Source organism: Pseudomonas uvaldensis (genome assembly GCF_021271205.1).
Taxonomy (GTDB): Bacteria; Pseudomonadota; Gammaproteobacteria; order Pseudomonadales; family Pseudomonadaceae; genus Aquipseudomonas; species Aquipseudomonas uvaldensis.
Window position 1 is genome coordinate 67,684 of the sequence record NZ_JAIWKS010000009.1, and the last position, 19,366, is coordinate 87,049.

General features: G+C 61.7%; 19 protein-coding genes. 7 read left to right on the forward strand and 12 right to left on the reverse strand.

Annotation, left to right across the window (positions count from 1 at the left end):
* Nucleotides 1–6 precede the first annotated feature (6 nt).
* Together LCU97_RS20115 and LCU97_RS20120 are read right to left on the reverse strand one after the other, a co-directional pair.
* A complete protein-coding gene (locus tag LCU97_RS20115; RefSeq protein WP_232777573.1) occupies nucleotides 7–1,008 on the reverse strand; it encodes an NADP-dependent oxidoreductase in 1,002 nt (333 codons plus the stop codon).
* Nucleotides 1,005–1,799, reverse strand: a complete 795-nt coding sequence (locus tag LCU97_RS20120; protein ID WP_232777574.1) for an SDR family NAD(P)-dependent oxidoreductase — start codon at nucleotides 1,797–1,799, stop codon at nucleotides 1,005–1,007. Before LCU97_RS20120 ends, LCU97_RS20115 begins: the two co-directional genes overlap by 4 nt.
* Nucleotides 1,800–1,968: 169 nt before the next feature.
* On the opposite strand from LCU97_RS20120, the gene LCU97_RS20125 reads away from it, so the two are divergent.
* Nucleotides 1,969–2,565 carry a TetR family transcriptional regulator gene (locus tag LCU97_RS20125; RefSeq protein WP_232777642.1) on the forward strand — a complete coding sequence of 199 codons (597 nt, stop codon included), beginning with the start codon at nucleotides 1,969–1,971 and terminating at the stop codon, nucleotides 2,563–2,565.
* 35 nt (nucleotides 2,566–2,600) lie between these two features.
* Here LCU97_RS20125 and LCU97_RS20130 read toward each other — a convergent pair whose 3' ends face one another.
* From LCU97_RS20130 to def, 5 genes are all read right to left on the reverse strand, one after another.
* Nucleotides 2,601–2,912 carry a tetratricopeptide repeat protein gene (locus LCU97_RS20130; RefSeq protein WP_053149436.1) on the reverse strand — a complete coding sequence of 104 codons (312 nt, stop codon included), beginning with the start codon at nucleotides 2,910–2,912 and terminating at the stop codon, nucleotides 2,601–2,603.
* A gap of 180 nt (nucleotides 2,913–3,092) precedes the next feature.
* A complete protein-coding gene (gene trkA / locus LCU97_RS20135) occupies nucleotides 3,093–4,466 on the reverse strand; it encodes a Trk system potassium transporter TrkA (protein ID WP_053149433.1) in 1,374 nt (457 codons plus the stop codon).
* Between the two features lie 24 nt (nucleotides 4,467–4,490).
* Complete coding sequence (gene rsmB / locus LCU97_RS20140; RefSeq protein WP_232777575.1) at nucleotides 4,491–5,798, reverse strand: 16S rRNA (cytosine(967)-C(5))-methyltransferase RsmB; 1,308 nt, start codon at nucleotides 5,796–5,798, stop codon at nucleotides 4,491–4,493.
* On the reverse strand, nucleotides 5,795–6,754 hold the full coding sequence (gene fmt, locus LCU97_RS20145) for a methionyl-tRNA formyltransferase (protein ID WP_232777576.1): 960 nt from the start codon (nucleotides 6,752–6,754) through the stop codon (nucleotides 5,795–5,797). The genes rsmB and fmt overlap by 4 nt, the downstream gene beginning before the upstream one ends.
* 71 nt (nucleotides 6,755–6,825) lie before the next feature.
* Nucleotides 6,826–7,332, reverse strand: coding sequence for a peptide deformylase (gene def, locus LCU97_RS20150; RefSeq protein ID WP_053149424.1), 507 nt, complete (start codon nucleotides 7,330–7,332; stop codon nucleotides 6,826–6,828).
* 155 nt (nucleotides 7,333–7,487) lie between these two features.
* Between def and LCU97_RS20155 the strand changes: the two genes are divergently transcribed.
* The 3 genes from LCU97_RS20155 to LCU97_RS20165 all read left to right on the forward strand — a co-directional run bounded on the left by LCU97_RS20155 (nucleotide 7,488) and on the right by LCU97_RS20165 (nucleotide 10,307).
* Nucleotides 7,488–8,513 carry a LysM peptidoglycan-binding domain-containing protein gene (locus LCU97_RS20155; protein ID WP_232777577.1) on the forward strand — a complete coding sequence of 342 codons (1,026 nt, stop codon included), beginning with the start codon at nucleotides 7,488–7,490 and terminating at the stop codon, nucleotides 8,511–8,513.
* 80 nt (nucleotides 8,514–8,593) lie between these two features.
* Entirely contained in the window at nucleotides 8,594–9,688 is a 1,095-nt protein-coding gene (gene dprA, locus LCU97_RS20160) for a DNA-processing protein DprA (RefSeq protein WP_232777578.1), read from the forward strand.
* A 61-nt stretch (nucleotides 9,689–9,749) separates the two neighbouring features.
* The gene (locus LCU97_RS20165; protein ID WP_134922222.1) at nucleotides 9,750–10,307 is read left to right on the forward strand and encodes an L-threonylcarbamoyladenylate synthase; all 558 of its coding nucleotides are present in this window, start codon (nucleotides 9,750–9,752) and stop codon (nucleotides 10,305–10,307) included.
* Nucleotides 10,308–10,487: 180 nt separating this feature from the next.
* Here the strand turns inward: LCU97_RS20165 and LCU97_RS20170 are convergent, their stop codons facing one another.
* Nucleotides 10,488–11,465 (reverse strand): NADPH:quinone reductase, encoded by a 978-nt coding sequence (locus tag LCU97_RS20170; protein WP_232777643.1) that lies wholly within the window; start codon nucleotides 11,463–11,465, stop codon nucleotides 10,488–10,490.
* Nucleotides 11,466–11,627: 162 nt separating this feature from the next.
* Between LCU97_RS20170 and hemF the strand changes: the two genes are divergently transcribed.
* Both hemF and aroE read left to right on the forward strand, forming a co-directional pair.
* The gene (hemF, locus tag LCU97_RS20175) at nucleotides 11,628–12,542 is read left to right on the forward strand and encodes an oxygen-dependent coproporphyrinogen oxidase (RefSeq protein ID WP_053149401.1); all 915 of its coding nucleotides are present in this window, start codon (nucleotides 11,628–11,630) and stop codon (nucleotides 12,540–12,542) included.
* Nucleotides 12,543–12,551: 9 nt separating this feature from the next.
* The gene (aroE, locus tag LCU97_RS20180; RefSeq protein ID WP_232777579.1) at nucleotides 12,552–13,373 is read left to right on the forward strand and encodes a shikimate dehydrogenase; all 822 of its coding nucleotides are present in this window, start codon (nucleotides 12,552–12,554) and stop codon (nucleotides 13,371–13,373) included.
* A gap of 61 nt (nucleotides 13,374–13,434) precedes the next feature.
* On the opposite strand, the gene LCU97_RS20185 is transcribed toward aroE, so the two are convergent.
* The 3 genes from LCU97_RS20185 to betC all read right to left on the reverse strand — a co-directional run bounded on the left by LCU97_RS20185 (nucleotide 13,435) and on the right by betC (nucleotide 17,548).
* On the reverse strand, nucleotides 13,435–15,003 hold the full coding sequence (locus LCU97_RS20185) for a SulP family inorganic anion transporter (protein ID WP_232777580.1): 1,569 nt from the start codon (nucleotides 15,001–15,003) through the stop codon (nucleotides 13,435–13,437).
* A gap of 94 nt (nucleotides 15,004–15,097) precedes the next feature.
* Nucleotides 15,098–16,018 carry a choline ABC transporter substrate-binding protein gene (gene choX / locus LCU97_RS20190; RefSeq protein WP_053149393.1) on the reverse strand — a complete coding sequence of 307 codons (921 nt, stop codon included), beginning with the start codon at nucleotides 16,016–16,018 and terminating at the stop codon, nucleotides 15,098–15,100.
* Between the two features lie 15 nt (nucleotides 16,019–16,033).
* Nucleotides 16,034–17,548 carry a choline-sulfatase gene (gene betC / locus LCU97_RS20195; RefSeq protein ID WP_232777581.1) on the reverse strand — a complete coding sequence of 505 codons (1,515 nt, stop codon included), beginning with the start codon at nucleotides 17,546–17,548 and terminating at the stop codon, nucleotides 16,034–16,036.
* Nucleotides 17,549–17,662: 114 nt separating this feature from the next.
* Between betC and LCU97_RS20200 the strand changes: the two genes are divergently transcribed.
* Complete coding sequence (locus LCU97_RS20200) at nucleotides 17,663–18,613, forward strand: choline sulfate utilization transcriptional regulator (RefSeq protein WP_232777582.1); 951 nt, start codon at nucleotides 17,663–17,665, stop codon at nucleotides 18,611–18,613.
* A gap of 13 nt (nucleotides 18,614–18,626) precedes the next feature.
* Here LCU97_RS20200 and LCU97_RS20205 read toward each other — a convergent pair whose 3' ends face one another.
* On the reverse strand, nucleotides 18,627–19,286 hold the full coding sequence (locus LCU97_RS20205) for an NAD(P)-dependent oxidoreductase (RefSeq protein WP_053149385.1): 660 nt from the start codon (nucleotides 19,284–19,286) through the stop codon (nucleotides 18,627–18,629).
* Nucleotides 19,287–19,366 lie beyond the last annotated feature (80 nt).

Sequence of the window (19,366 nt, forward strand, 5' to 3'; positions counted from 1 at the left end):
CTTCGATCACTTCATCCTGACAACCACCTTGCCCTTCGCACGGCCCTGGGCCAGGTAATCGAGCGCTTCCTTCGCTTGTTCGAAAGGAAAGACTCGGTCAATCACCGGTTTGATCCGTTCGGCGCTGATCAGGTTGCCAATCTCATTGAGCTGGGCGCCATCCGGATGAACGAAGAGGAACGAATAAGTCACGTCGTGCTTTTTCGCGAGGCTCCTGATCTTGCGACTCATCAGACCGAATACGAAGGCAAGGAAGACGTTCAGCCGGCGGGTCTTGGCAAAGGCCTTGTCCAGCGGGCCGACGAGGGAGACGATCTTGCCCCCCCGATTGAGAATGCCCACGGACTTTTCAATCGCATCTCCTTTGGTGGTGCCGAGTACCACGTCGTATCCGCTTAGCACCCGTTCGAATGCCTGCGTCTTGTAATCGACGATCTCATCCGCGCCCAGGCTGCGAACCAGCTCGATGTTGGCGGCACTGGTGGTCGTGCCCACCTTGGCGCCCAGGTGTTTGGCCAGCTGGATCGCGAAGGTGCCGATGCCCCCTGAGCCTGCGGGGATGAAGACTTTCTGGCCGGGCATCAGATTGGCGCGTTGTTTCAACGCTTGCCAGGAAGTCAGCCCGACCATGGGGATGGAGGCGGCTTGCACAAAGTCCAGGTTGTCCGGTTTCAGTGCGGCGACACGCTCGGGTACGACAGCGAACTCGGCGATTGAACCAGTGCCGAGATCGAAAATGCTGGCGAAAATCGCATCCCCTACTTTGAAGCGAGTCACTGCGCTGCCGATCTGCGTCACCACGCCAGCAAGGTCGCTGCCCATGACGGCCGGGAGCTGGAGCTTGATGACGGGCTTGAACATACCGGTCAGGATCATGTTGTCGATGGGGTTCACCCCGGCCGCGTGAACCTCGACCAACAGCTCGTCAGGCTTGTGGGTCGGGCGCGGAACCTGCTCGAACCCGACCTCCGGCGACTTGCCATAGCGTTTGAATGTGAGTGCTCTCACTGCACGGATTCCGGTTGATAACGCTCGGCGGCATGGGCCTGCCGAATGTCTGACATCAAGCCCTGACGGGCCTGCTCCAAGGCGTTCCAACGTTCCTCTACGTGCAGCGGTGGGATGGTCACCAGCTCCCGGCGGTCATAGCCGATCAGGGCCGCATCGACGAGTTCTTCGACATCCATCACTTCGGGCAAGGCGTTGATATCAAACCCTGCGCGCTCCCAGATTTCGGTGCGGGTGGCCGCCGGCAATACCGCTTGGACGTAGACACCTTTGGCGGACAACTCCAGGTGCAGTCCCTGGGACAGGAACAGGACGAAAGCCTTCGTAGCGCCATACACCGACATGCCGAATTCAGGTGCAAAACCCACCACCGAGCCGAGGTTGACGATGGCGCCCGTACCCGACTGGGCAAAGCGAGGAGCCACCGCAGCCGCCAGGCGAGTGACCGCCAAGACGTTCAGCGAAACAAGCCGGTCGATCGCATCGGCGCTCTGTTGAACGAACCCGCCGGCCTGCGCCAGCCCGGCGTTGTTGATCAGTACACCAATACGAGAGTCCTCACGCAGGCGGGCTTCGACTGCGCCAAGATCGGTGGCGGAGGTCAAATCAGCCTGGAGCACTTCGACAGCAATGCCGTTTTCTTCGCGAAGCTGCGCGGCCAGCGCCTCAAGGCGCTCTTTATCGCGTGCAACAAGGACCAAGTCGTGGCCGCGATGGGCAAAGCGCTTGGCATAAGTGGCGCCGATACCGCTGGAGGCGCCGGTGATGAGAACAGTCGCAAGTGTGGTCATGGTGAGGCTTCCTGATGGCTTCTGTGAGGTGTGTTTCAACCGGAGATGGTCGGCTTCCGATACGGAATGACTTTTATGATTACGACCAAACTCTAAAAAGTCAACGTTTTGATGTTGCTCGACATCAATGTATGATGATGTCCTGTGTGGACAACGTTTGGATTGGATGATGAAAGTCACGAAACAACAGGCGCAGGCCAATCGTGCGCATATCGTGGAAACCGCCTCAGCGCTGTTCAGAGAACGTGGGTACGACGGCGTCGGTATCGCGGATCTGATGGCGGCTGCCGGTTTTACCCAAGGCGGGTTCTACAAGCACTTCAATTCCAAGGCTGATCTGATGGCCGAGTCATCCGCGTGCGGTATCGAGCGTTCGGCCGTGCTGACGACAGGCAATTCCGCCGAGGAGTACATCAGGTTGTACCTGGCGCGCGAGCACCGCGATGACCGCGCCAGCGGGTGCACGCTGGCAGCCTTGTGCGGTGATGCAGCGCGCAAAGAGGAAGGGGTTCGAGCCACCTTTGCCGCGGGTATCGAGACTCAGCTGGCGGTGCTGCTCAAAGGCCGGACCGAAAGCGGCCAAGCAGACGCTGAGGCTGCCCGGGCGCAGTGTCTTTCCAACATGGCCCATGCGCTTGGCGCGCTTGTCATGTCACGAGCCTGTCCGGACGATTCGCCGTTGGCCGATGAAATTCTAGCGGTGTGCCGTGATGCGATTCTGGAAACGCTTGCGTCGAGGACAGCGGTGGTTGAGCAGCCCGTTTAAGAACGGCTGACTTGGCTTGATCGTCGGTTTTTGTGTCAGGAATGGCGGTCCAGTTTTTTCAGGAACACGGTCATTTCCTTTTCAGCCTGCTTGTCGCCGTGGGCTTGGGCGGCTTGCAGGCCTTGTTCCCAGGCGTGGCGGGCGGCTGGGAGGTTGCCTTGGCCCTGGTGGGCCTTGCCCAGAAGCTTCCACGCGGCGGAGTATTTGGGATCGAGTTCAATGCAGCGCTGGAAGTGTTCGGCGGCGCGAGGGTAGTCGCCCAGGTCGAGGTAGCCTTTGCCCAGGCCGAAGCGCAGCAGGGGATTGTCGATGCCCTTGGCTAGCATTTTTTCCAGGGATTCGAGCATGGGGACCTGTCCTTTTTGGGTTGTTCCAGTGGCTGATCTGTTGAATGTTAGATGGCTATCGCGAGCAGGCTCGCTCCCACAGGGGATCGCTGGTAAACACAAATCTTGTGAGCAGCATTGAACCACTGTGGGAGCGAGCCTACTCGCGATGAGGCCCTTGGCATCACTGCAAAACCCGGATCAGAAAAAACTCAACCCCACATGAAACAGCTTCTCGACATCGCGAATGTGCTTCTTGTCCACCAGGAACAGGATCACATGGTCGCCGGTCTGGATCACGGTGTCGTCGTGGGCGATCAGGACCTCTTCGTCTCGTATGATCGCGCCGATGGTGGTACCGGGCGGCAGGCCGATGTCGCGGATGGCTTTGCCGATGACTTTGCTGGACTTGGCATCGCCATGGGCAATCGCTTCGATGGCTTCGGCGGCGCCGCGGCGCAGGGAGTGGACGCTGACGATGTCGCCGCGTCGCACGTGGGCCAGCAAGGTACCGATGGTCGCCAGTTGCGGGCTGATGGCGATGTCGATGTCGCCGCCCTGGATCAGGTCGACGTAGGCCGGGTTGTTGATGATGGTCATCACTTTTCTCGCGCCCAGGCGCTTGGCCAGTAGCGAGGACATGATGTTGGCTTCGTCGTCGTTGGTCAGGGCCAGGAAGATGTCGGCGTCGGCGATGTTTTCTTCCAGCAGCAGGTCGCGGTCCGATGCACTGCCCTGCAACACCACGGTGCTGTCGAGGGTGTCGGAGAGGTAGCGGCAGCGCGCCGGATTCATCTCGATGATCTTCACCTGGTAGCGGCTTTCGATGGCTTCTGCCAGACGTTCGCCGATCTGCCCACCGCCGGCGATGACGATGCGCTTGTAGTTCTCGTCGAGACGGCGCATTTCGCTCATCACAGCACGAATGTTCGCCTTGGCAGCGATGAAAAAGACCTCGTCGTCCGCTTCGATCACCGTATCGCCCTGGGGCAGGATCGGACGGTCACGTCGGAAAATCGCCGCGACCCGTGTCTCCACGTTCGGCATGTGCTCGCGCAGCTGGCGCAGTTGCTGGCCCACGAGCGGCCCGCCGTAGTAGGCCCTGACCGCCACCAGTTGCGCCTTGCTCTCGGCAAAGTCGATCACCTGCAAGGCGCCGGGGTGCTCGATCAGGCGTTTGATGTAGTTGGTCACCACCTGCTCGGGGCTGATCAGCACGTCCACCGGGATCGCTTCGTTGTCAAACAGGTCGGCGCGGGTCAGGTAGGCCGCTTCGCGCACGCGGGCAATCTTGGTCGGAGTGTGGAACAGGGTGTGGGCCACCTGGCAAGCGACCATGTTGGTTTCGTCGCTGTTGGTGACGGCCACCAGCATGTCGGCATCGTCCGCGCCGGCCTGGCGCAGCACGGTCGGCAATGAACCGCGTCCTTGCACGGTACGGATGTCGAGGCGGTCGCCGAGGTCGCGCAGACGGTCGCCGTTCGTATCGACCACGGTGATGTCGTTGGCCTCGCTGGCCAGATGCTCCGCCAGCGATCCGCCAACCTGTCCTGCGCCGAGGATGATGATTTTCATCCGCTCACTCCTATTGAATCGGTCTTAGCCGCGCGCGGCGATTTTTATCAGCTTGGCGTAGTAGAACCCATCATGGCCGCCTTCCTGAGCCAGCAACTGACGGCCATGGGGCTGCTTCAGGCCGGCCTGACTGGCAATGTCCAGCTCCCGCGCGCCCGGCGTGCGAGTCAGGAAAGCCTCGATCACTTCAGTGTTCTCGGTCGGCAAGGTCGAACAGGTGGCATAGAGCAGGATGCCGCCCACTTGGAGGGTCTGCCATAAGGCATCGAGCAATTCGCCCTGCAATACCGCCAGTGCGGCGATGTCGTCCGGCTGGCGGGTGAGTTTGATGTCGGGGTGACGACGAATCACACCGGTGGCCGAACATGGCGCGTCCAGCAGGATCCGCTGGAACGGCTTGCCGTCCCACCAGCTCGCGGTGTCGCGGCCGTCGGCGGCGATCAGCTTGGCGTCGAGGCCCAGGCGTTCAAGATTTTCCTTTACCCGCACCAGGCGTTTGGCCTCCAGGTCCACGGCCACTACACCGGCCAGCTTCGGCTCGGCTTCGAGGATGTGGCAGGTCTTGCCACCCGGCGCGCAGCAGGCGTCCAGTACCCGTTGGCCCGGCGCCAGTTCCAGCAGGTCGGCGGCCAGTTGCGCGGCTTCGTCCTGGACGCTGATCCAACCTTCGGCAAACCCCGGCAGGGTGCGCACGTCGCCGGGGGTTTCCAGGACGATGCCATCGCGGCTGTGCTGGCAAGGGATCGCCGGGACGCCCGCCTCGCCCAGCAACGCCAGGTAGGCATCGCGAGTGTGGTGGCGACGGTTGACCCGCAGGATCATCGGCGGATGGGCGTTGTTGGCCGCGCAGATGGCTTCCCACTGCTCGGGCCAGAAAGCTTTCAGGGATTTCTGCAGCCAGCGCGGGTGGGCGGTGCGTACCACCGGGTCGCGCTCCAGTTCGGCCAGCAGGCTTTCGCTCTCCCGCTGGGCGCGGCGCAACACGGCATTGAGCAGGGCCTTGGCCCAGGGTTTTTTCAGTTTGTCGGCGCAACCCACGGTCTCGCCGATGGCGGCGTGAGCGGGGACGCGGGTGTAGAGCAGCTGATAGAGCCCCACCAGCAGCAACGCTTCGACGTCGGCGTCGGCGGCCTTGAACGGCTTCTGCAACAGCTTGGCCGCCAAGGCCGACAACCGTGGCTGCCAGCGGGCGGTGCCGAATGCCAAGTCCTGGGTGAAGCCGCGATCACGGTCTTCCACCTTGTCCAGCTGGGTCGGCAGGGAACTGTTGAGCGAGGCTTTGCCGCTGAGGACAGCGGCGAGGGCCTTGGCGGCGGCCAGACGCGGATTCATGAGGCGTCCGCCGTTTGGCCGAGGACCGTGCCGAGGGTAAATTTCTCGCGGCGGCTGTTGAACAAATCGCTGAAGTTCAGCGCCTTGCCGCCGGGCAATTGCAGACGCGTCAGACACAGCGCCTGCTCGCCACAGGCAACGACAAGGCCGTCCTTGCTGGCGCCGATGATGTGTCCCGGTGCGCCCTGCCCTTCGGTCAGGCGGGCCGCCAACACTTTCAGGGCTTCGCCGTTCAAAGTGCTATGGCAGATCGGCCAGGGGTTGAAGGCCCGCACCAGACGTTCCAGTTCGACAGCCGGGCGGCTCCAGTCGATGCGCGCCTCGTCCTTGTTCAATTTGTGGGCGTAGGTGGCGAGGCTGTCGTCCTGCACTTCGCCTTGCAGCGTACCGGCGGCCAGGCCGGCGATGGCCTGGACCACCGCTGGCGGACCGATCAGCGCGAGGCGGTCGTGCAGGCTGCCGCCGGTGTCTTCGGCGCTGATGGGGGTGCTGACCTTGAGCAGCATCGGCCCGGTGTCCAGGCCGGCTTCCATGCGCATCACGGTCACGCCGCTTTCGGCGTCGCCGGCTTCCACGGCGCGCTGGATCGGCGCCGCACCGCGCCAGCGCGGCAACAGCGAGGCGTGGCTGTTGATGCAACCCAGACGCGGAATGTCCAGCACCGCCTGGGGCAGGATCAAGCCATAGGCGACCACTACCATCAAATCCGGCTTCAATGCGGCCAGTTCAGCTTGTGCCTGCGCGTCTCGCAGGGTCGGCGGCTGCAGCACTGGGATGCCATTTTCCACGGCCAACTGTTTGACCGGGCTGGGCATCAGCTTTTGTCCGCGACCGGCAGGGCGATCCGGCTGGGTGTAGACCGCGACGATCTCGTGGGGGCTGGCCAGCAGGGCCTTGAGGTGTTCGGCGGCAAATTCGGGAGTGCCGGCAAAGACGATGCGCAGTGGCTCAGTCATGGGAAGCTCTCAATTACAAGGCAGTCGCAAAAAGAAAAAGGCTTGCCGCAGCAAGCCTTTGAAGAGGGGCATCAAGCATTCTGGCGGTGGATTTTTTCCAGTTTTTTCTTGATCCGGTCACGCTTGAGGGTCGACAGGTAATCCACGAACAACTTGCCGTTGAGGTGGTCACACTCGTGCTGGATGCACACCGCCAGCAGGCCCTCGGCAATCAGCTCGTAGGGTTGGCCGTCGCGGTCCAGGGCCTTGATCCTGACCTTCTGGGGACGGTCGACGTTTTCGTAGAAGCCCGGTACCGAAAGGCAGCCTTCCTGATACGGCTCCATCTCGTCGGTTAGGGTCTCGAACTCGGGGTTGATGAACACCCGCGGCTCGCTGCGGTCTTCGGAGAGGTCCATCACGACGATACGCTTGTGCACGTTGACCTGGGTCGCGGCAAGGCCGATGCCCGGCGCTTCATACATTGTTTCAAACATATCATCGACCAACTGGCGCACTTCGTCGTCCACTACGGCCACCGGTTTGGCGATAGTGCGCAGGCGCGGGTCCGGAAATTCGAGGATGTTCAAAATGGCCATAAGCTTGATCAATGCACGTGTGAGGTAAAGTCGGGTGGCTGGCCTGGCGTGTCTTGGGATGCAGGCTACCGTTGTAAAACGCTGCTTCTGAATCGGCGCGAGCCATGGGGGCTCTGGCGTTTTACGCGAACGCACATGATAAAGGGATTCACCGCATGAGGAAATCACTACTCGCCCTGCTGCTCCTGGCCTCGGCCGGCCTTGCGCATGGGCAAGTGCAACTTCGGGAAGGTTTTCCGCAGCAATACACTGTGGTGTCGGGGGACACGCTGTGGGACATTTCCGGCAAATACCTGCGTGAACCCTGGAAATGGCCCGAACTCTGGCAGGCCAACCCGCAGATCGAAAACCCGAACCTGATCTATCCCGGCGACACCCTGACGCTGGTCTACGTCAACGGCCAGCCACGGCTGACCCTCAATCGCGGCGCGTCGCGAGGCACCATCAAGCTATCGCCGCGCGTGCGCAGCTCGCCGGTGGCCGATGCGATCCCAAGCATTCCGCTGCAGGCCATCAACAGCTTCCTGCTGAGCAACCGTATCGTCGACACACCTGAAGATTTCGACAAGGCCCCCTATGTGGTCGCCGGCGATGCGGAACGGGTGCTCAGCGGCATGGGGGACCGGATCTTTGCCCGTGGCATGTTCGACCCGAACCAGACGGCGTATGGCATCTTCCGCCAGGGCAAGGTCTATACCGACCCCGAGACCAAGGAATTTCTGGGTATAAACGCCGACGACATCGGGGGTGGCGAGGTCGTCGCCACCGAAGGCGATATCACCACCCTCGCGTTGCAACGCACCACCCAGGAAGTCCGTCTCGGCGATCGCCTGTTCAGCGGCGAGGAGCGCTCGATCAACTCGACCTTCATGCCCAGCGCGCCCAAAACGGACATCGATGGGCTGATCCTCGATGTGCCACGTGGCGTGACCCAGATCGGCGCGCTGGACGTGGTGACCCTGAACAAGGGACGTCGCGACGGGCTGGCCGAAGGCAACGTCCTGGCGGTGATGAAAACCGGCGAAACCGTGCGCGACCGCATTACCGGTCAACCGGTGAAGATCCCGGACGAACGGGCCGGCCTGCTGATGGTTTTCCGCACCTACGACAAGCTCAGCTATGGCTTGGTGCTGTACGCCTCGCGCTCTCTGGCGATCCTCGACAAGGTGCGCAATCCATAACGGGTTTCACAACTTACCAACAGAGTTATCCACAGCTTGTTCCCGCATGAGCGGGGCCTATTACGATCAAGGACGATCGCATGTCATTACCTGAATCTGCTTCGGTTTCCCCAGCGGAACTGGAGGCTCGGTTACGCCTGCACCGCTTGCCGGAGCTGGGTCCCAAACGTTTCATGACCTTGATGGAGGCCTTTGGTTCGGCCTCGAAAGCCATCAGCGCGCCGGCCAGCGCGTGGCGTGCGCTGGGGCTGCCGGCGACCTGTGCCGGGGCACGGCGCGATCCGGATGTGCGTGACGGCGCCGCCCAGGCATTGGCCTGGCTGGAGCGCGAGGGCCAGCATTTACTGATGTGGGACCAGCCTGAATACCCCGCGCTGCTGGCGCAGATCAGCGATGCGCCACCGCTGCTGTTCGTTGCAGGCGACCCGAGGATTCTGGAGAAACCTCAGTTGGCGATGGTCGGCAGTCGTCGCGCCTCGCGACCGGGCATGGACACGGCGGCGGCATTTTCCCGCAGCCTGGCCAGTGCCGGTTTTGTCATCACCAGTGGCCTGGCATTGGGCATCGATGCGGCAGCTCATCAAGCGGCGCTGGACGTCGGCGGACAGACCGTCGGGGTGCTGGGTACCGGTCTGGAAAATTTTTATCCACAGCGTAATCGTCGCTTGGCCAATGCCATGATCGACCAAGGCAGCGCGGTGTTGTCGGAGTTTCCGTTGGATGCGCCGCCCCATGCCAGCCACTTTCCGCGCCGTAACCGAATCATCAGCGGTTTGTCCCTTGGCGTGCTGGTGGTCGAGGCAAGCGTGGCCAGCGGCTCGCTGATCACCGCACGACTGGCGGCGGAACAGGGCCGCGAGGTGTATGCCATTCCAGGGTCGATCCATCACCCCGGCGCGAGGGGCTGCCACCAATTGATCCGCGACGGCGCGGCCTTGGTGGAAACCGTCGAGCATATCCTCGAAGCGTTGCGCGGTTGGCAACGGATATCGGCGACCTCGGAACCCGCGCCAGTGACTCATCCACTGCTGCGCCTGCTTCATGCCGCACCGCAGAGCAGCGAAGCATTGGCCGACGCCAGCGGCTGGGGCTTGCCCAAGGTCCTGGCCGCACTGACCGAACTGGAAATGGAGGGACGGGCCATCTGCGACAATGGACGTTGGTTTGCACGCTAGGTTTTATGGGGAAGATCGGTAAACTGCGCACAGCCTTATTGTGTGTTGCGGAGAAACTTTCATGGTCAACAGTTGGCGTGTGCAACAAGCCGCGCGAGAAATTCGCGCCGGGGCGGTGATTGCCTATCCAACCGAGGCGGTCTGGGGCCTGGGCTGCGATCCGTGGAACGAGGAAGCGGTCGAGCGCTTGCTGGCGATCAAGTCGCGGCTGCCTGACAAGGGGTTGATCCTGGTGGCCGATAACATCCACCAGTTCGATTTCCTGTTCGAAGACTTTCCCGAGGCATGGATGGACCGCATGGCCAGCACCTGGCCGGGGCCCAATACCTGGCTGGTGCCGCATCAGAACCTGCTACCTGAATGGATCACGGGCGTGCACGACACCGTGGCACTACGGGTCAGCGACCACCCGACCGTGCGCGACCTGTGCTCGCTGGTCGGGCCGCTGGTCTCCACCTCGGCCAACCCCCAGGGCCGCCCGGCGGCGCGTACGCGGATTCGCGTCGAACAATACTTCCGTGGACAGATCGATCTGGTACTCGGCGGCAACCTGGGCGGACGCAAGAACCCCAGCGTCATCCGCGACCTGGCGACCGGCAAAGTCGTCCGCCCGGACTGAGCAGAGTCCACCCTCGGCACCTTGCACACCCTCTGTGGAAGAGGGCTTGCCCGCGAAGGCATCGGCACATTCAGCATAGATGCAAGCCGATCCACCGCATTCGCGAGCAAGCCCGCTCCCACAGGTTTTTTTGTCAGGTGCAATATCTGTGAGCGCCCCACATTAGGTTTGCCACAACCCTCAAGGCAGGAGAATGGTCGACCCCGTCGTCCGCCGCGCCGACAGTTCAGCCTGAGCCTTGGCCGCATCCGCCAGCGGATACCGCTGGTTGATATCCACCGTGAGCTTACCGCTGCTGATCATCCCGAACAGTTCATCCGCCATGCGTTGCAGGTTTTCGGCGTTGTTGGCGTAGGTCGCCAGGGTCGGGCGGGTGACGTACAGCGAACCTTTGGCCGAGAGAATGCCCAGGTTCACACCTTCCACCGCACCGGAGGCGTTGCCGAAGCTCACCAGCAAACCGCGGGGCGCGACGCAGTCCAGGGAGGTCAACCAGGTGTCCTTGCCAACCCCGTCGTACACCACCGGGACTTTCTTGCCGTCAGTCAACTCCAGGACACGCTGCGCGACGTTTTCCTTGCTGTAGTCGATGGTCTCCCAGGCGCCATGGGCCTTGGCAACGGCGGCTTTTTCCGGCGAACTGACGGTGCCGATCAGCTTCACGCCCAGGGCTTTGGCCCATTGGCAGGCCAGGGAGCCCACGCCACCGGCCGCGGCGTGGAACAGGATGGTTTCGCCGCCCTTGAGTTCATAGGTCTGGCGCAGCAAGTACTGCACGGTCAGCCCTTTAAGCATCACCCCAGCGGCCTGTTCGAAACTGATGGATTCCGGCAGGTGCACGAGATTGGCCTCCGGCAGCACATGCGCATCGCTGTAGGCCCCCAGCGGACCGCTGCCATACGCCACCCGGTCACCGACCTTGAAGCGCTTGACCTCGCTGCCGACTGCCTCGACCACGCCCGCCCCTTCGGCACCCAGCCCCGACGGCAAGGCCGGTGGCGGATAGAGACCGCTGCGGTAGTAGGTGTCGATGAAGTTCAGGCCGATCGCCCGGTTGCTCACGCGCACTTGCTGCGGGCCCGGCTCGGCGGGCTGGTAATCCACGTACTCGAGCACTTCGGGACCGCCGTGGGAACTGAACTGGATGCGTTTGGCCATCATCACTTTCTCCATGTCTGAGGACTTTTATCAAGCCTGCTATCGGACTCCTATGCTTGACCGTCGTCAACTGTGGCATGGCCAGCGGCGGTGTTATCCTGTGCGCCCATTTGCCACCGGCTCGTTATACGCCGCGTGGCTCAGACCTGATAAGGGGATGTCATGACCACTCGCACCGAGGCCGTGAAAGCCTATCTGCTCGACCTGCAAGACCGCATCTGCGCTGCCCTGGAGGCCGAGGATGGAGGCACACGTTTCGTCGAAGACGCCTGGACCCGGTCTGCCGGAGGCGGTGGTCGCACTCGGGTGATCGCAAACGGTACAGTCATTGAAAAGGGCGGCGTCAACTTTTCCCACGTCTTCGGCAGCGGTCTCCCACCGTCGGCCAGCGCTCATCGACCTGAACTGGCCGGGCGTGGTTTTGAAGCCCTCGGAGTGTCGCTGGTCATCCACCCGCACAACCCCCACGTGCCGACCTCCCATGCCAACGTGCGCTTTTTCATTGCCGAAAAGGAAGGCGAAGAACCGGTCTGGTGGTTCGGCGGCGGCTTCGATCTGACGCCGTATTACGGCGTGGAGGAAGATTGCGTGCACTGGCACCGCGTGGCCGAGCAGGCCTGCGCCCCCTTCGGCCCCGAGGTGTACCCACGCTACAAGGCCTGGTGCGACAGCTATTTCCACCTCAAGCATCGCAACGAACCCCGGGGCATCGGCGGTCTGTTTTTCGATGACCTGAACGAATGGGATTTCGACACCTGCTTCGCGTTCATCCGCGCCATCGGCGACGCTTACATCGATGCTTACCTGCCCATTGTGCGCCGCCGCAAACATGACCCGTTCACGGCCAAGCAACGGGAGTTCCAGGAGTTTCGCCGTGGGCGCTACGTGGAATTCAATCTGGTCTACGACCGCGGCACCCTGTTCGGGCTGCAATCGGGCGGACGGACCGAGTCGATCCTGATGTCCCTGCCGCCGCAGGTGCGTTGGGGCTACGACTGGAAAGCCGAACCCGGCAGCGAAGAGGCGCGGCTGACCGAGTATTTCCTGCAGGATCGCGATTGGCTGGCGACGGCCTGAGGGATGTCCATGGATCGCTATGTTGTCATGGGTAACCCGATCGGCCACAGCAAGTCGCCGCTGATCCACCGCCTGTTCGCCGAACAGACCGGGCAGGTGCTGGACTACAGCACGCTGCTGGCACCCCTGGAGGATTTTTCCGGGTGCGCGCAGGCTTTTTTCCGCGAAGGTCGTGGGGCGAATGTCACTGTGCCGTTCAAGGAGGACGCCTTTCGCCTGGCCGACAGCCTGACCGAGCGTGCGCAACGGGCCGGCGCGGTCAACACCTTGAGCAAGCTCGACGACGGGCGCCTGTTGGGCGACAACACGGACGGCGCCGGGCTGGTAAGGGACCTGACGGTCAATGCCGGTTTCAGCCTCAAGGGCAAGCGCATCCTGTTGCTGGGGGCCGGTGGTGCGGTGCGCGGCGCCCTGGAACCTCTGTTGGCCGAAGCACCGGCCTCGGTGATCATCGCCAACCGCACGGTGGAAAAAGCCGAATTGCTGGCGCAGTTGTTCGCCGACCTGGGCCCCGTCTCGGCCAGCGGTTTCGACTGGCTGCGGGAGCCAGTGGATCTGATCATCAACGCTACGTCCGCGAGCCTGTCTGGCGCCGTGCCGCCGATTGCCCCTAGCCTGATCGAGCCCGGCCGGACCTTCTGCTACGACATGATGTATGGCAAGGAACCGACCTCCTTCTGCCGCTGGGCCAGCGAACACGGCGCGGCGGTAGCAATGGATGGCCTGGGCATGCTGGCGGAACAGGCGGGCGAAGCGTTTTACTTGTGGCGCGGCGTTCGTCCGGACACTGCACCGGTGCTGGCCGAGCTGCGGCGACAGCTCGCTCTCTAGCGGCTGCGGGGAGAACTGTGGGAGCAAGCTTTGCTCCCACAGGTTGTGTCAGTCGGGCCTGTCAATCTTCGAAGTGAATCGGGCAGTTCTGAGCCCCTTCGAGCTTCTTCAACTCCTCCACCACCTGCGGGCGCGCCCTGCGCAGGGTCAGGCTGCGGCCCTGGCTGCGCAGACGTCGGGCTTCCTGGTGAAGCATTTCCACCCCGGAATAGTCGATAAAGTTGATCTGCGGGGCATCGATCACCACCCGTTGCGCTTGCAGCCGTTGCAGCCGCACTTGCAGATAATGGCTGGCACCGAAAAAGATCGAACCTCCAACCCGTAGGATGTCGGCGTCAGCTTCGTGGGAATGTTGCACCCGTGGCTGTGAGGTGCGCTTGAGGTAGAAAAACAGCGACGCCAGCACGCCCGCGTAAATGGCGGTTTGCAGTTCCAGCAGCAATGTCGCCAGACACGTCAGGCTCATCACCATGAATTCGGACCGGCTCACGCGGTACAGCGCCCGGATGCCGCGATGGTCCACCAGGCCCCAGGCAATCAGCAGGATGCTGCCGGCCATGGCCGGGATCGGGATATGCGCGATCAGCCTCGCGCCGGCGACCGCGAACAAGGCTACCCACAACGCCGAGAACACTCCCGCCAAGGGTGAACAGGCGCCGGCTTCATAACTGAGGCCGGAACGGGTGAAGGAACCGGCTGACAAGGAGCCGGAAAAAAAACCACCAACGATGTTGGAGAGCCCCTGCGCCCGAACCTCTTGGTTCGCATCGAGCAACTGCCCGGAACGTACCGACAGCGAACGGGCGATGGACAAACTGGTCACCAGCCCGAGCATGCCCACCGCAACGGCCCCAGGCAGCAGACGCAGTATCAATTCCAGGTCCAGCGGCAACGCCGTGAGGGGTGGCAAACGCCCGGCAAAAGCGCTGACCAGCCTCACATGCCCGAACATCGCCGGCCACAACCAGACCACCAGGCTGCTGATGACCAACGTTATCAACAGGCTCGGCCAGCGCGGCAACAGCCGCTTGAGCACTACCCCCAGCACCAGCGTCCCCAGCCCCAACAACAAGGAAGGTTTATCCACAGCCCCGATATGGCTGAGCAGCATCAGCAGGCCCTTCAACGCCGTGGCTTCGTTGGGCAGGTCGAGGCCCATCAGGTTCGGCAACTGCCCCATCGCGATCACTACCGCCGCGCCCAGGGTGAAACCCAGCACCACCGAATGGGAGACGAAATTCACCAACGCGCCGAAACGCAACAGCCCTAGCAACCACTGAAAAATGCCCGCCAGCACCGTCAACAGCAGGATCAAGGTGATGTAGTCCTGGGTCGCGGGCACGGCCAGGGGACTGACGGTGGCGTATAAGACAATGGAGATGGCCGCCGTAGGGCCGCAGATCAGGTGCCAAGACGAACCCCACAAGCAGGCGATCAATACCGGCACGATGGCTGCGTACAAACCGTACTCCGGTGGCAAGCCAGCGATCAGGGCATAAGCGATGGATTGCGGCAAGGCCAGGATCGCACCGCTCAGGCCGACGATCAGGTCCCGACCGACACTGGCACGGGTCTGCCGGGGCAGCCAGCTCAGGAAAGGAAAGAGTGAGTGGCGAGACGGGATTGCCATAGGGCCTCAGGGATGGGGTTTGGCGAAAGAGTAACAGTACAACGCGCCGCTCTCTCTGTGGCGAGGGGATAAATCCCCTCGCCACAAGCCGGCCTTACAGCTTGGCCTTCACCGCCGCCAACGCATCCTTGCCATCAACGGTCTTCACACCGTCCAGCCACTTATCCAGCACCGCCGGGTTGGCCTTGATCCAGGCCTTGGCCGCGTCAGCATTGCTGACTTTCTTGTTCACCACCTCGGCCATGATGCTGTTTTCCATCTCCTGGGTGAAACTCAGGTTGGTCAGCAGCTTGCCAACGTTCGGACAGGCCTGTGCATAACCTTTGCGAGTCAGCGTGTAGACACTGCCGGTTTCACCGAAATATTTCTCGCCGCCCTTGAGGTAGTGCATCTTCAGCTGCACGTTCATCGGATGCGGTGTCCAGCCGAGGAAGGTCACGAACTTCTGTTTCTTCACAGCCCGAGACACCTCCGCCAGCATCGCCTGCTCACTGGATTCCACCAGCTTCCAGTCGCCCATGCCGAAGTCGTTGGTCTTGATGATGTCCTTCAAGGACTGGTTGGCAGGCGCACCGGAGCCGATGCCGTAGATCTTCTTCTCGAACTTGTCAGCAAATTTGTTCAGGTCGGCGAAGTTATGCACACCTGCTTCCCAGACGTAATCCGGGACCGCCAGGGTGAACTCGGTGCCGTCCAGGTTCTTGGCCAGTTGCGTGACATCGCCATTGGCCACGAACTTGTCGTAGAAGCCCTGCTGCGCCGGCATCCAGTTGCCCAGGAACACGTCGACCTGACCGTCTTTAAGGCCGCCAAAGGTAATCGGCACCGCAAGGGCATCTACCCTGGGCTTGTAACCCATGCCTTCCAACAGGAAACCGGTGATGGCGTTGGTCGCCGCGATATCGCTCCAGCCCGGATCGGCCATCTTCACGGTTTCGCAGCTCTGCTCGGCCCACGCCGAAGCACTGCCCAACGCCAACAGCCCAGCGGCCAGTACTGTGGATAACTTTTGCATGTGCTTCCCCTTACGTTATTGGTTTTGGCAGGGTTGTGGATAACGTGCCTTGCGCTCCAGATCGTCCAGGTCGATGTGATTGCGCATGTATTGCTGGCTGGCGTCCACCAGCGGCTGGTGATCCCAGCTCTTGAGTTTGCCCAGGGTCAGCGCCTGGGCCACGAAACGACGGCGTCGCTGGCTGGCGAGCACCTGTTTGTGAATAGTCGGGATATCCCACCTGGCCCGCGCCTCGGCGAGAAAATCGGCAAACAGGTGTTGATGTTCGGGCGATTGGCTCAGGTTCTCCTGCTCCTTGGGATCGTTGCGTACGTCGAACAACAGGCACGGATCGTCTTCGCTGTAGATGAATTTCCATGACCCGCGGCGAATCATCATCAATGGGCTGATGGTGCCTTCGGCCATGTATTCGCCAAAGACCTCGTCGTGCCCGCCCTGCCCTTGCAGATGCGGCACCAGCGAACGGCCATCCAGCGGCAGCCCCGGCTCCAGCGCACCGCCGGCCAGTTCGACCAGGGTTGGCAGCAGATCGGCAGTGGACACCGAGGCGCTGACCCGCCCACTGGCAAACTGCCCCGGAGCACTGATCAACAGCGGTACCCGAGCAGCCATTTCGAACCAGTGCATTTTGTACCAGAGGCCCTTTTCGCCGAGCATGTCTCCGTGATCGCCGGAGAACACAATGATGGTGTTTTCCATCAACCCCGTGTCCTCGAGCGTCTGCAGCAGCTTGCCAACGTTGCTGTCGATGTAGCTGCAAGCGCCGAAGTAGGCCCGTCGGGCATCGCGAATCTTATCCACAGGCAGCGGCTTGCCCCATAGATCGTAGACTTTCAGCAGACGCTGGGAATGCGGGTCGAGCTCGGTTTGCGCCGGAGTGTGCGGCAACGGAATGTCGTTGTCGTCGTACAGGTCCCAGAATGCCTTGGGAATTGTGTAGGGGTCGTGCGGATGAGTCATCGACACGGTCAGGCAGAACGGCTGCTCGCCGTCCTCGCGAATGTGGTCGAACAGATATTGCTGAGCCTTGAACACCACCTCTTCATCGAAATCCAGCTGGTTGGTGCGCACGCATGGCCCGGCCTGAAGCACCGAGGACATGTTGTGATACCAGCTCGGCCGCACGTCCGGCTCGTCCCAATTCACGGCCCAGCCGTAATCGGCGGGGTAGATATCGCTGGTCAGGCGTTCTTCGTAGCCGTGCAACTGATCGGGTCCGCAAAAGTGCATCTTGCCGGACAGCGCCGTGCGGTAGCCAAGACGACGCAGGTAGTGGGCATAGGTCGGGACATCGGCGGGGAAATCCGCCGCGTTGTCATAGGCGCCGATCTTGCTGGGCAACTGGCCGCTCACCAGGGTAAAGCGTGACGGTGCGCACAACGGGCTGTTGCAATACGCGGCATCGAACACCACGCCCTGGTCGGCCAGGCGCGACAGGTTGGGCAGTTTGATGGGTGACGGGCCATAGATCGGCAACATTGGCGCGGCCATTTGATCGGCCATGATGAAAAGAATGTTCTTGCGCTTCATGTAATCGCGGCATTCCATAGTGAGCAGTTATGCGAAAGTGCTGCAATCGAGGATGTTCCCCGCGCCTGTTGCGGTAAAGCCCATGCAGGATAATGACTAGGATAAGCACAGCTTATGTATGAAGCATTGGGAGACCTGTCTTTGGATCTGTTCCGGGCGTTTGAAGCCGCAGCACGCCAGCGAAGCTTCACGGCCGCCGCCATTGAGTTGGGAACGACGCAACCGGCCATCAGCCAGCAGATCAAGCGCCTGGAAGAACAACTTGGCACACGCTTGTTCGATCGCATTTACCGGGGCATCGAACTGACCGAAGCCGGCACTATCCTGTTCGAGCAGGTTCAGGTCGGTTTGCAGAGCATCGACGCAGGACTGAGCGCAGTCACGGCCCAGCAGCAGCATGAAGTGTTACAGGTCGCCACGGATTTCGCGTTCGCTGCCTATTGGCTGATGCCGCGATTGCACCGCTTTCATGCCGCCAACCCTCAAGTGGACGTCAGCCTGGTCACTGGCGAGCGCAACCACAATATGCTGCGCACCGACATCGACGTTGCAGTGCTTTTCGGCGACGGTCGTTTCAAGCAAGGTGAAAGTCATTGGCTGTTCAGTGAAGAAGTCTTCCCGGTGTGCAGTCCGCTGCTGCTCAAGGAACGCACCCCGCCTTTGCCCGCCCAGGCCCTGTCGGAATTTCCGCTGTTGCATTTGCGTGGTGGTAACGGCAGCAGTTGGTTCGACTGGAATGGCGTGTTTCGCGAGCTGGGCATCACCTCCCCGCCGGCGCCAGGGCAACTGCGTTTCGACAATTACACCTTATTGATCCAGGCAGCCATTGGTGGCCAAGGCGTCGCCATTGGCTGGCGTCACCTTGTGGATAACTTATTGGCCCAAGGCCTGCTGTGTCGACCGATCGCCGAAACGGTGTTGTCGCGGTTGGGTTATTACGTGGTCTTGCCCCAGCGTAAACGGCGCGGGGCGCTGATCCGGCAGTTCGTGGAATGGTTGATGGAAGAACAAGCCAACAGTGGCGAGTCGCTCGCAGGGTTGCCGTTGCCTTCCATTGCCGTTTGAACATGGGAGGCTTTCAAGCAGCGGGTATAAAACTCACATGCTGGCCCATATGCAGGTTCAAGCGCAGCTCGTCCGCGATGCCCACGGCTACCCTGTTCAGCCGCTCCAGTGACTCGGCCATGCCGGGTTCCAGGCTGGTGCTGACCTGGGTGAAGTGCTCGATGCCCAGCCCCGGTGCGGCGTAAGGCGAATCGATGAGGGTCCACTGCAACGGGCTGTTTTGCAGGGCGTCGAGGATTTCTTCAGCGGCGTGACGCTGCAAATCATCTTCAACCTGCTCCTCGTCGAGCACCGCGAAATCACCCACCAGAAACAGCCGGGGGATGTTGGCCGCCTGCATCCCGGCGATCAGTGCGTCCACGGCCAGTACCTGCTCCACCGGGCCCGGAATGAGCATCCGTTCCACCTGCTCGCTGCTCATTGGCAACCCGGGAGCATTGAGCAGGCATATCACGGCGTTGGCGCCGGCTACGCTTTGCTTGACCCGCTCGGGGTCATAGAGATCTCCGGTCTTGGTCCGCAACCCCGGACGCGGCGCCAGTGCCGTGAGATCGTCGAGGACGGCAATGATTTCATGCTGACGCCGCAGCATCTCAGCCATCAACGCGCTGCCGAGGCTGCTCATGGCACCATAGAGCACCACTTTGACAACCGGGGTTTCGGCGTTTCTCATGACTGTCGACTCCTTTTATGCCGCGTATAAGCCTCTGACCCGCGGAAAATGAAGAGGGTTCGGCCCGTATTGCAAGGAGT

Excerpts from the sequence above, each read along its gene's own strand:
- fmt (WP_232777576.1), bottom strand. The coding sequence starts at position 6,754 with ATGACTGAGCCACTGCGCATCGTCTTTGCCGGCACTCCCGAATTTGCC.
- LCU97_RS20125 (WP_232777642.1), top strand. The coding sequence starts at position 1,969 with ATGAAAGTCACGAAACAACAGGCGCAGGCCAATCGTGCGCATATCGTG.
- LCU97_RS20165 (WP_134922222.1), top strand. The coding sequence starts at position 9,750 with ATGGTCAACAGTTGGCGTGTGCAACAAGCCGCGCGAGAAATTCGCGCC.
- LCU97_RS20120 (WP_232777574.1), bottom strand. The coding sequence starts at position 1,799 with ATGACCACACTTGCGACTGTTCTCATCACCGGCGCCTCCAGCGGTATC.
- hemF (WP_053149401.1), top strand. The coding sequence starts at position 11,628 with ATGACCACTCGCACCGAGGCCGTGAAAGCCTATCTGCTCGACCTGCAA.
- LCU97_RS20205 (WP_053149385.1), bottom strand. The coding sequence starts at position 19,286 with ATGAGAAACGCCGAAACCCCGGTTGTCAAAGTGGTGCTCTATGGTGCC.
- betC (WP_232777581.1), bottom strand. The coding sequence starts at position 17,548 with ATGAAGCGCAAGAACATTCTTTTCATCATGGCCGATCAAATGGCCGCG.
- choX (WP_053149393.1), bottom strand. The coding sequence starts at position 16,018 with ATGCAAAAGTTATCCACAGTACTGGCCGCTGGGCTGTTGGCGTTGGGC.
- trkA (WP_053149433.1), bottom strand. The coding sequence starts at position 4,466 with ATGAAAATCATCATCCTCGGCGCAGGACAGGTTGGCGGATCGCTGGCG.
- dprA (WP_232777578.1), top strand. The coding sequence starts at position 8,594 with ATGTCATTACCTGAATCTGCTTCGGTTTCCCCAGCGGAACTGGAGGCT.
- LCU97_RS20185 (WP_232777580.1), bottom strand. The coding sequence starts at position 15,003 with ATGGCAATCCCGTCTCGCCACTCACTCTTTCCTTTCCTGAGCTGGCTG.
- LCU97_RS20130 (WP_053149436.1), bottom strand. The coding sequence starts at position 2,912 with ATGCTCGAATCCCTGGAAAAAATGCTAGCCAAGGGCATCGACAATCCC.
- LCU97_RS20170 (WP_232777643.1), bottom strand. The coding sequence starts at position 11,465 with ATGGCCAAACGCATCCAGTTCAGTTCCCACGGCGGTCCCGAAGTGCTC.
- rsmB (WP_232777575.1), bottom strand. The coding sequence starts at position 5,798 with ATGAATCCGCGTCTGGCCGCCGCCAAGGCCCTCGCCGCTGTCCTCAGC.
- def (WP_053149424.1), bottom strand. The coding sequence starts at position 7,332 with ATGGCCATTTTGAACATCCTCGAATTTCCGGACCCGCGCCTGCGCACT.
- LCU97_RS20200 (WP_232777582.1), top strand. The coding sequence starts at position 17,663 with ATGTATGAAGCATTGGGAGACCTGTCTTTGGATCTGTTCCGGGCGTTT.
- aroE (WP_232777579.1), top strand. The coding sequence starts at position 12,552 with ATGGATCGCTATGTTGTCATGGGTAACCCGATCGGCCACAGCAAGTCG.
- LCU97_RS20155 (WP_232777577.1), top strand. The coding sequence starts at position 7,488 with ATGAGGAAATCACTACTCGCCCTGCTGCTCCTGGCCTCGGCCGGCCTT.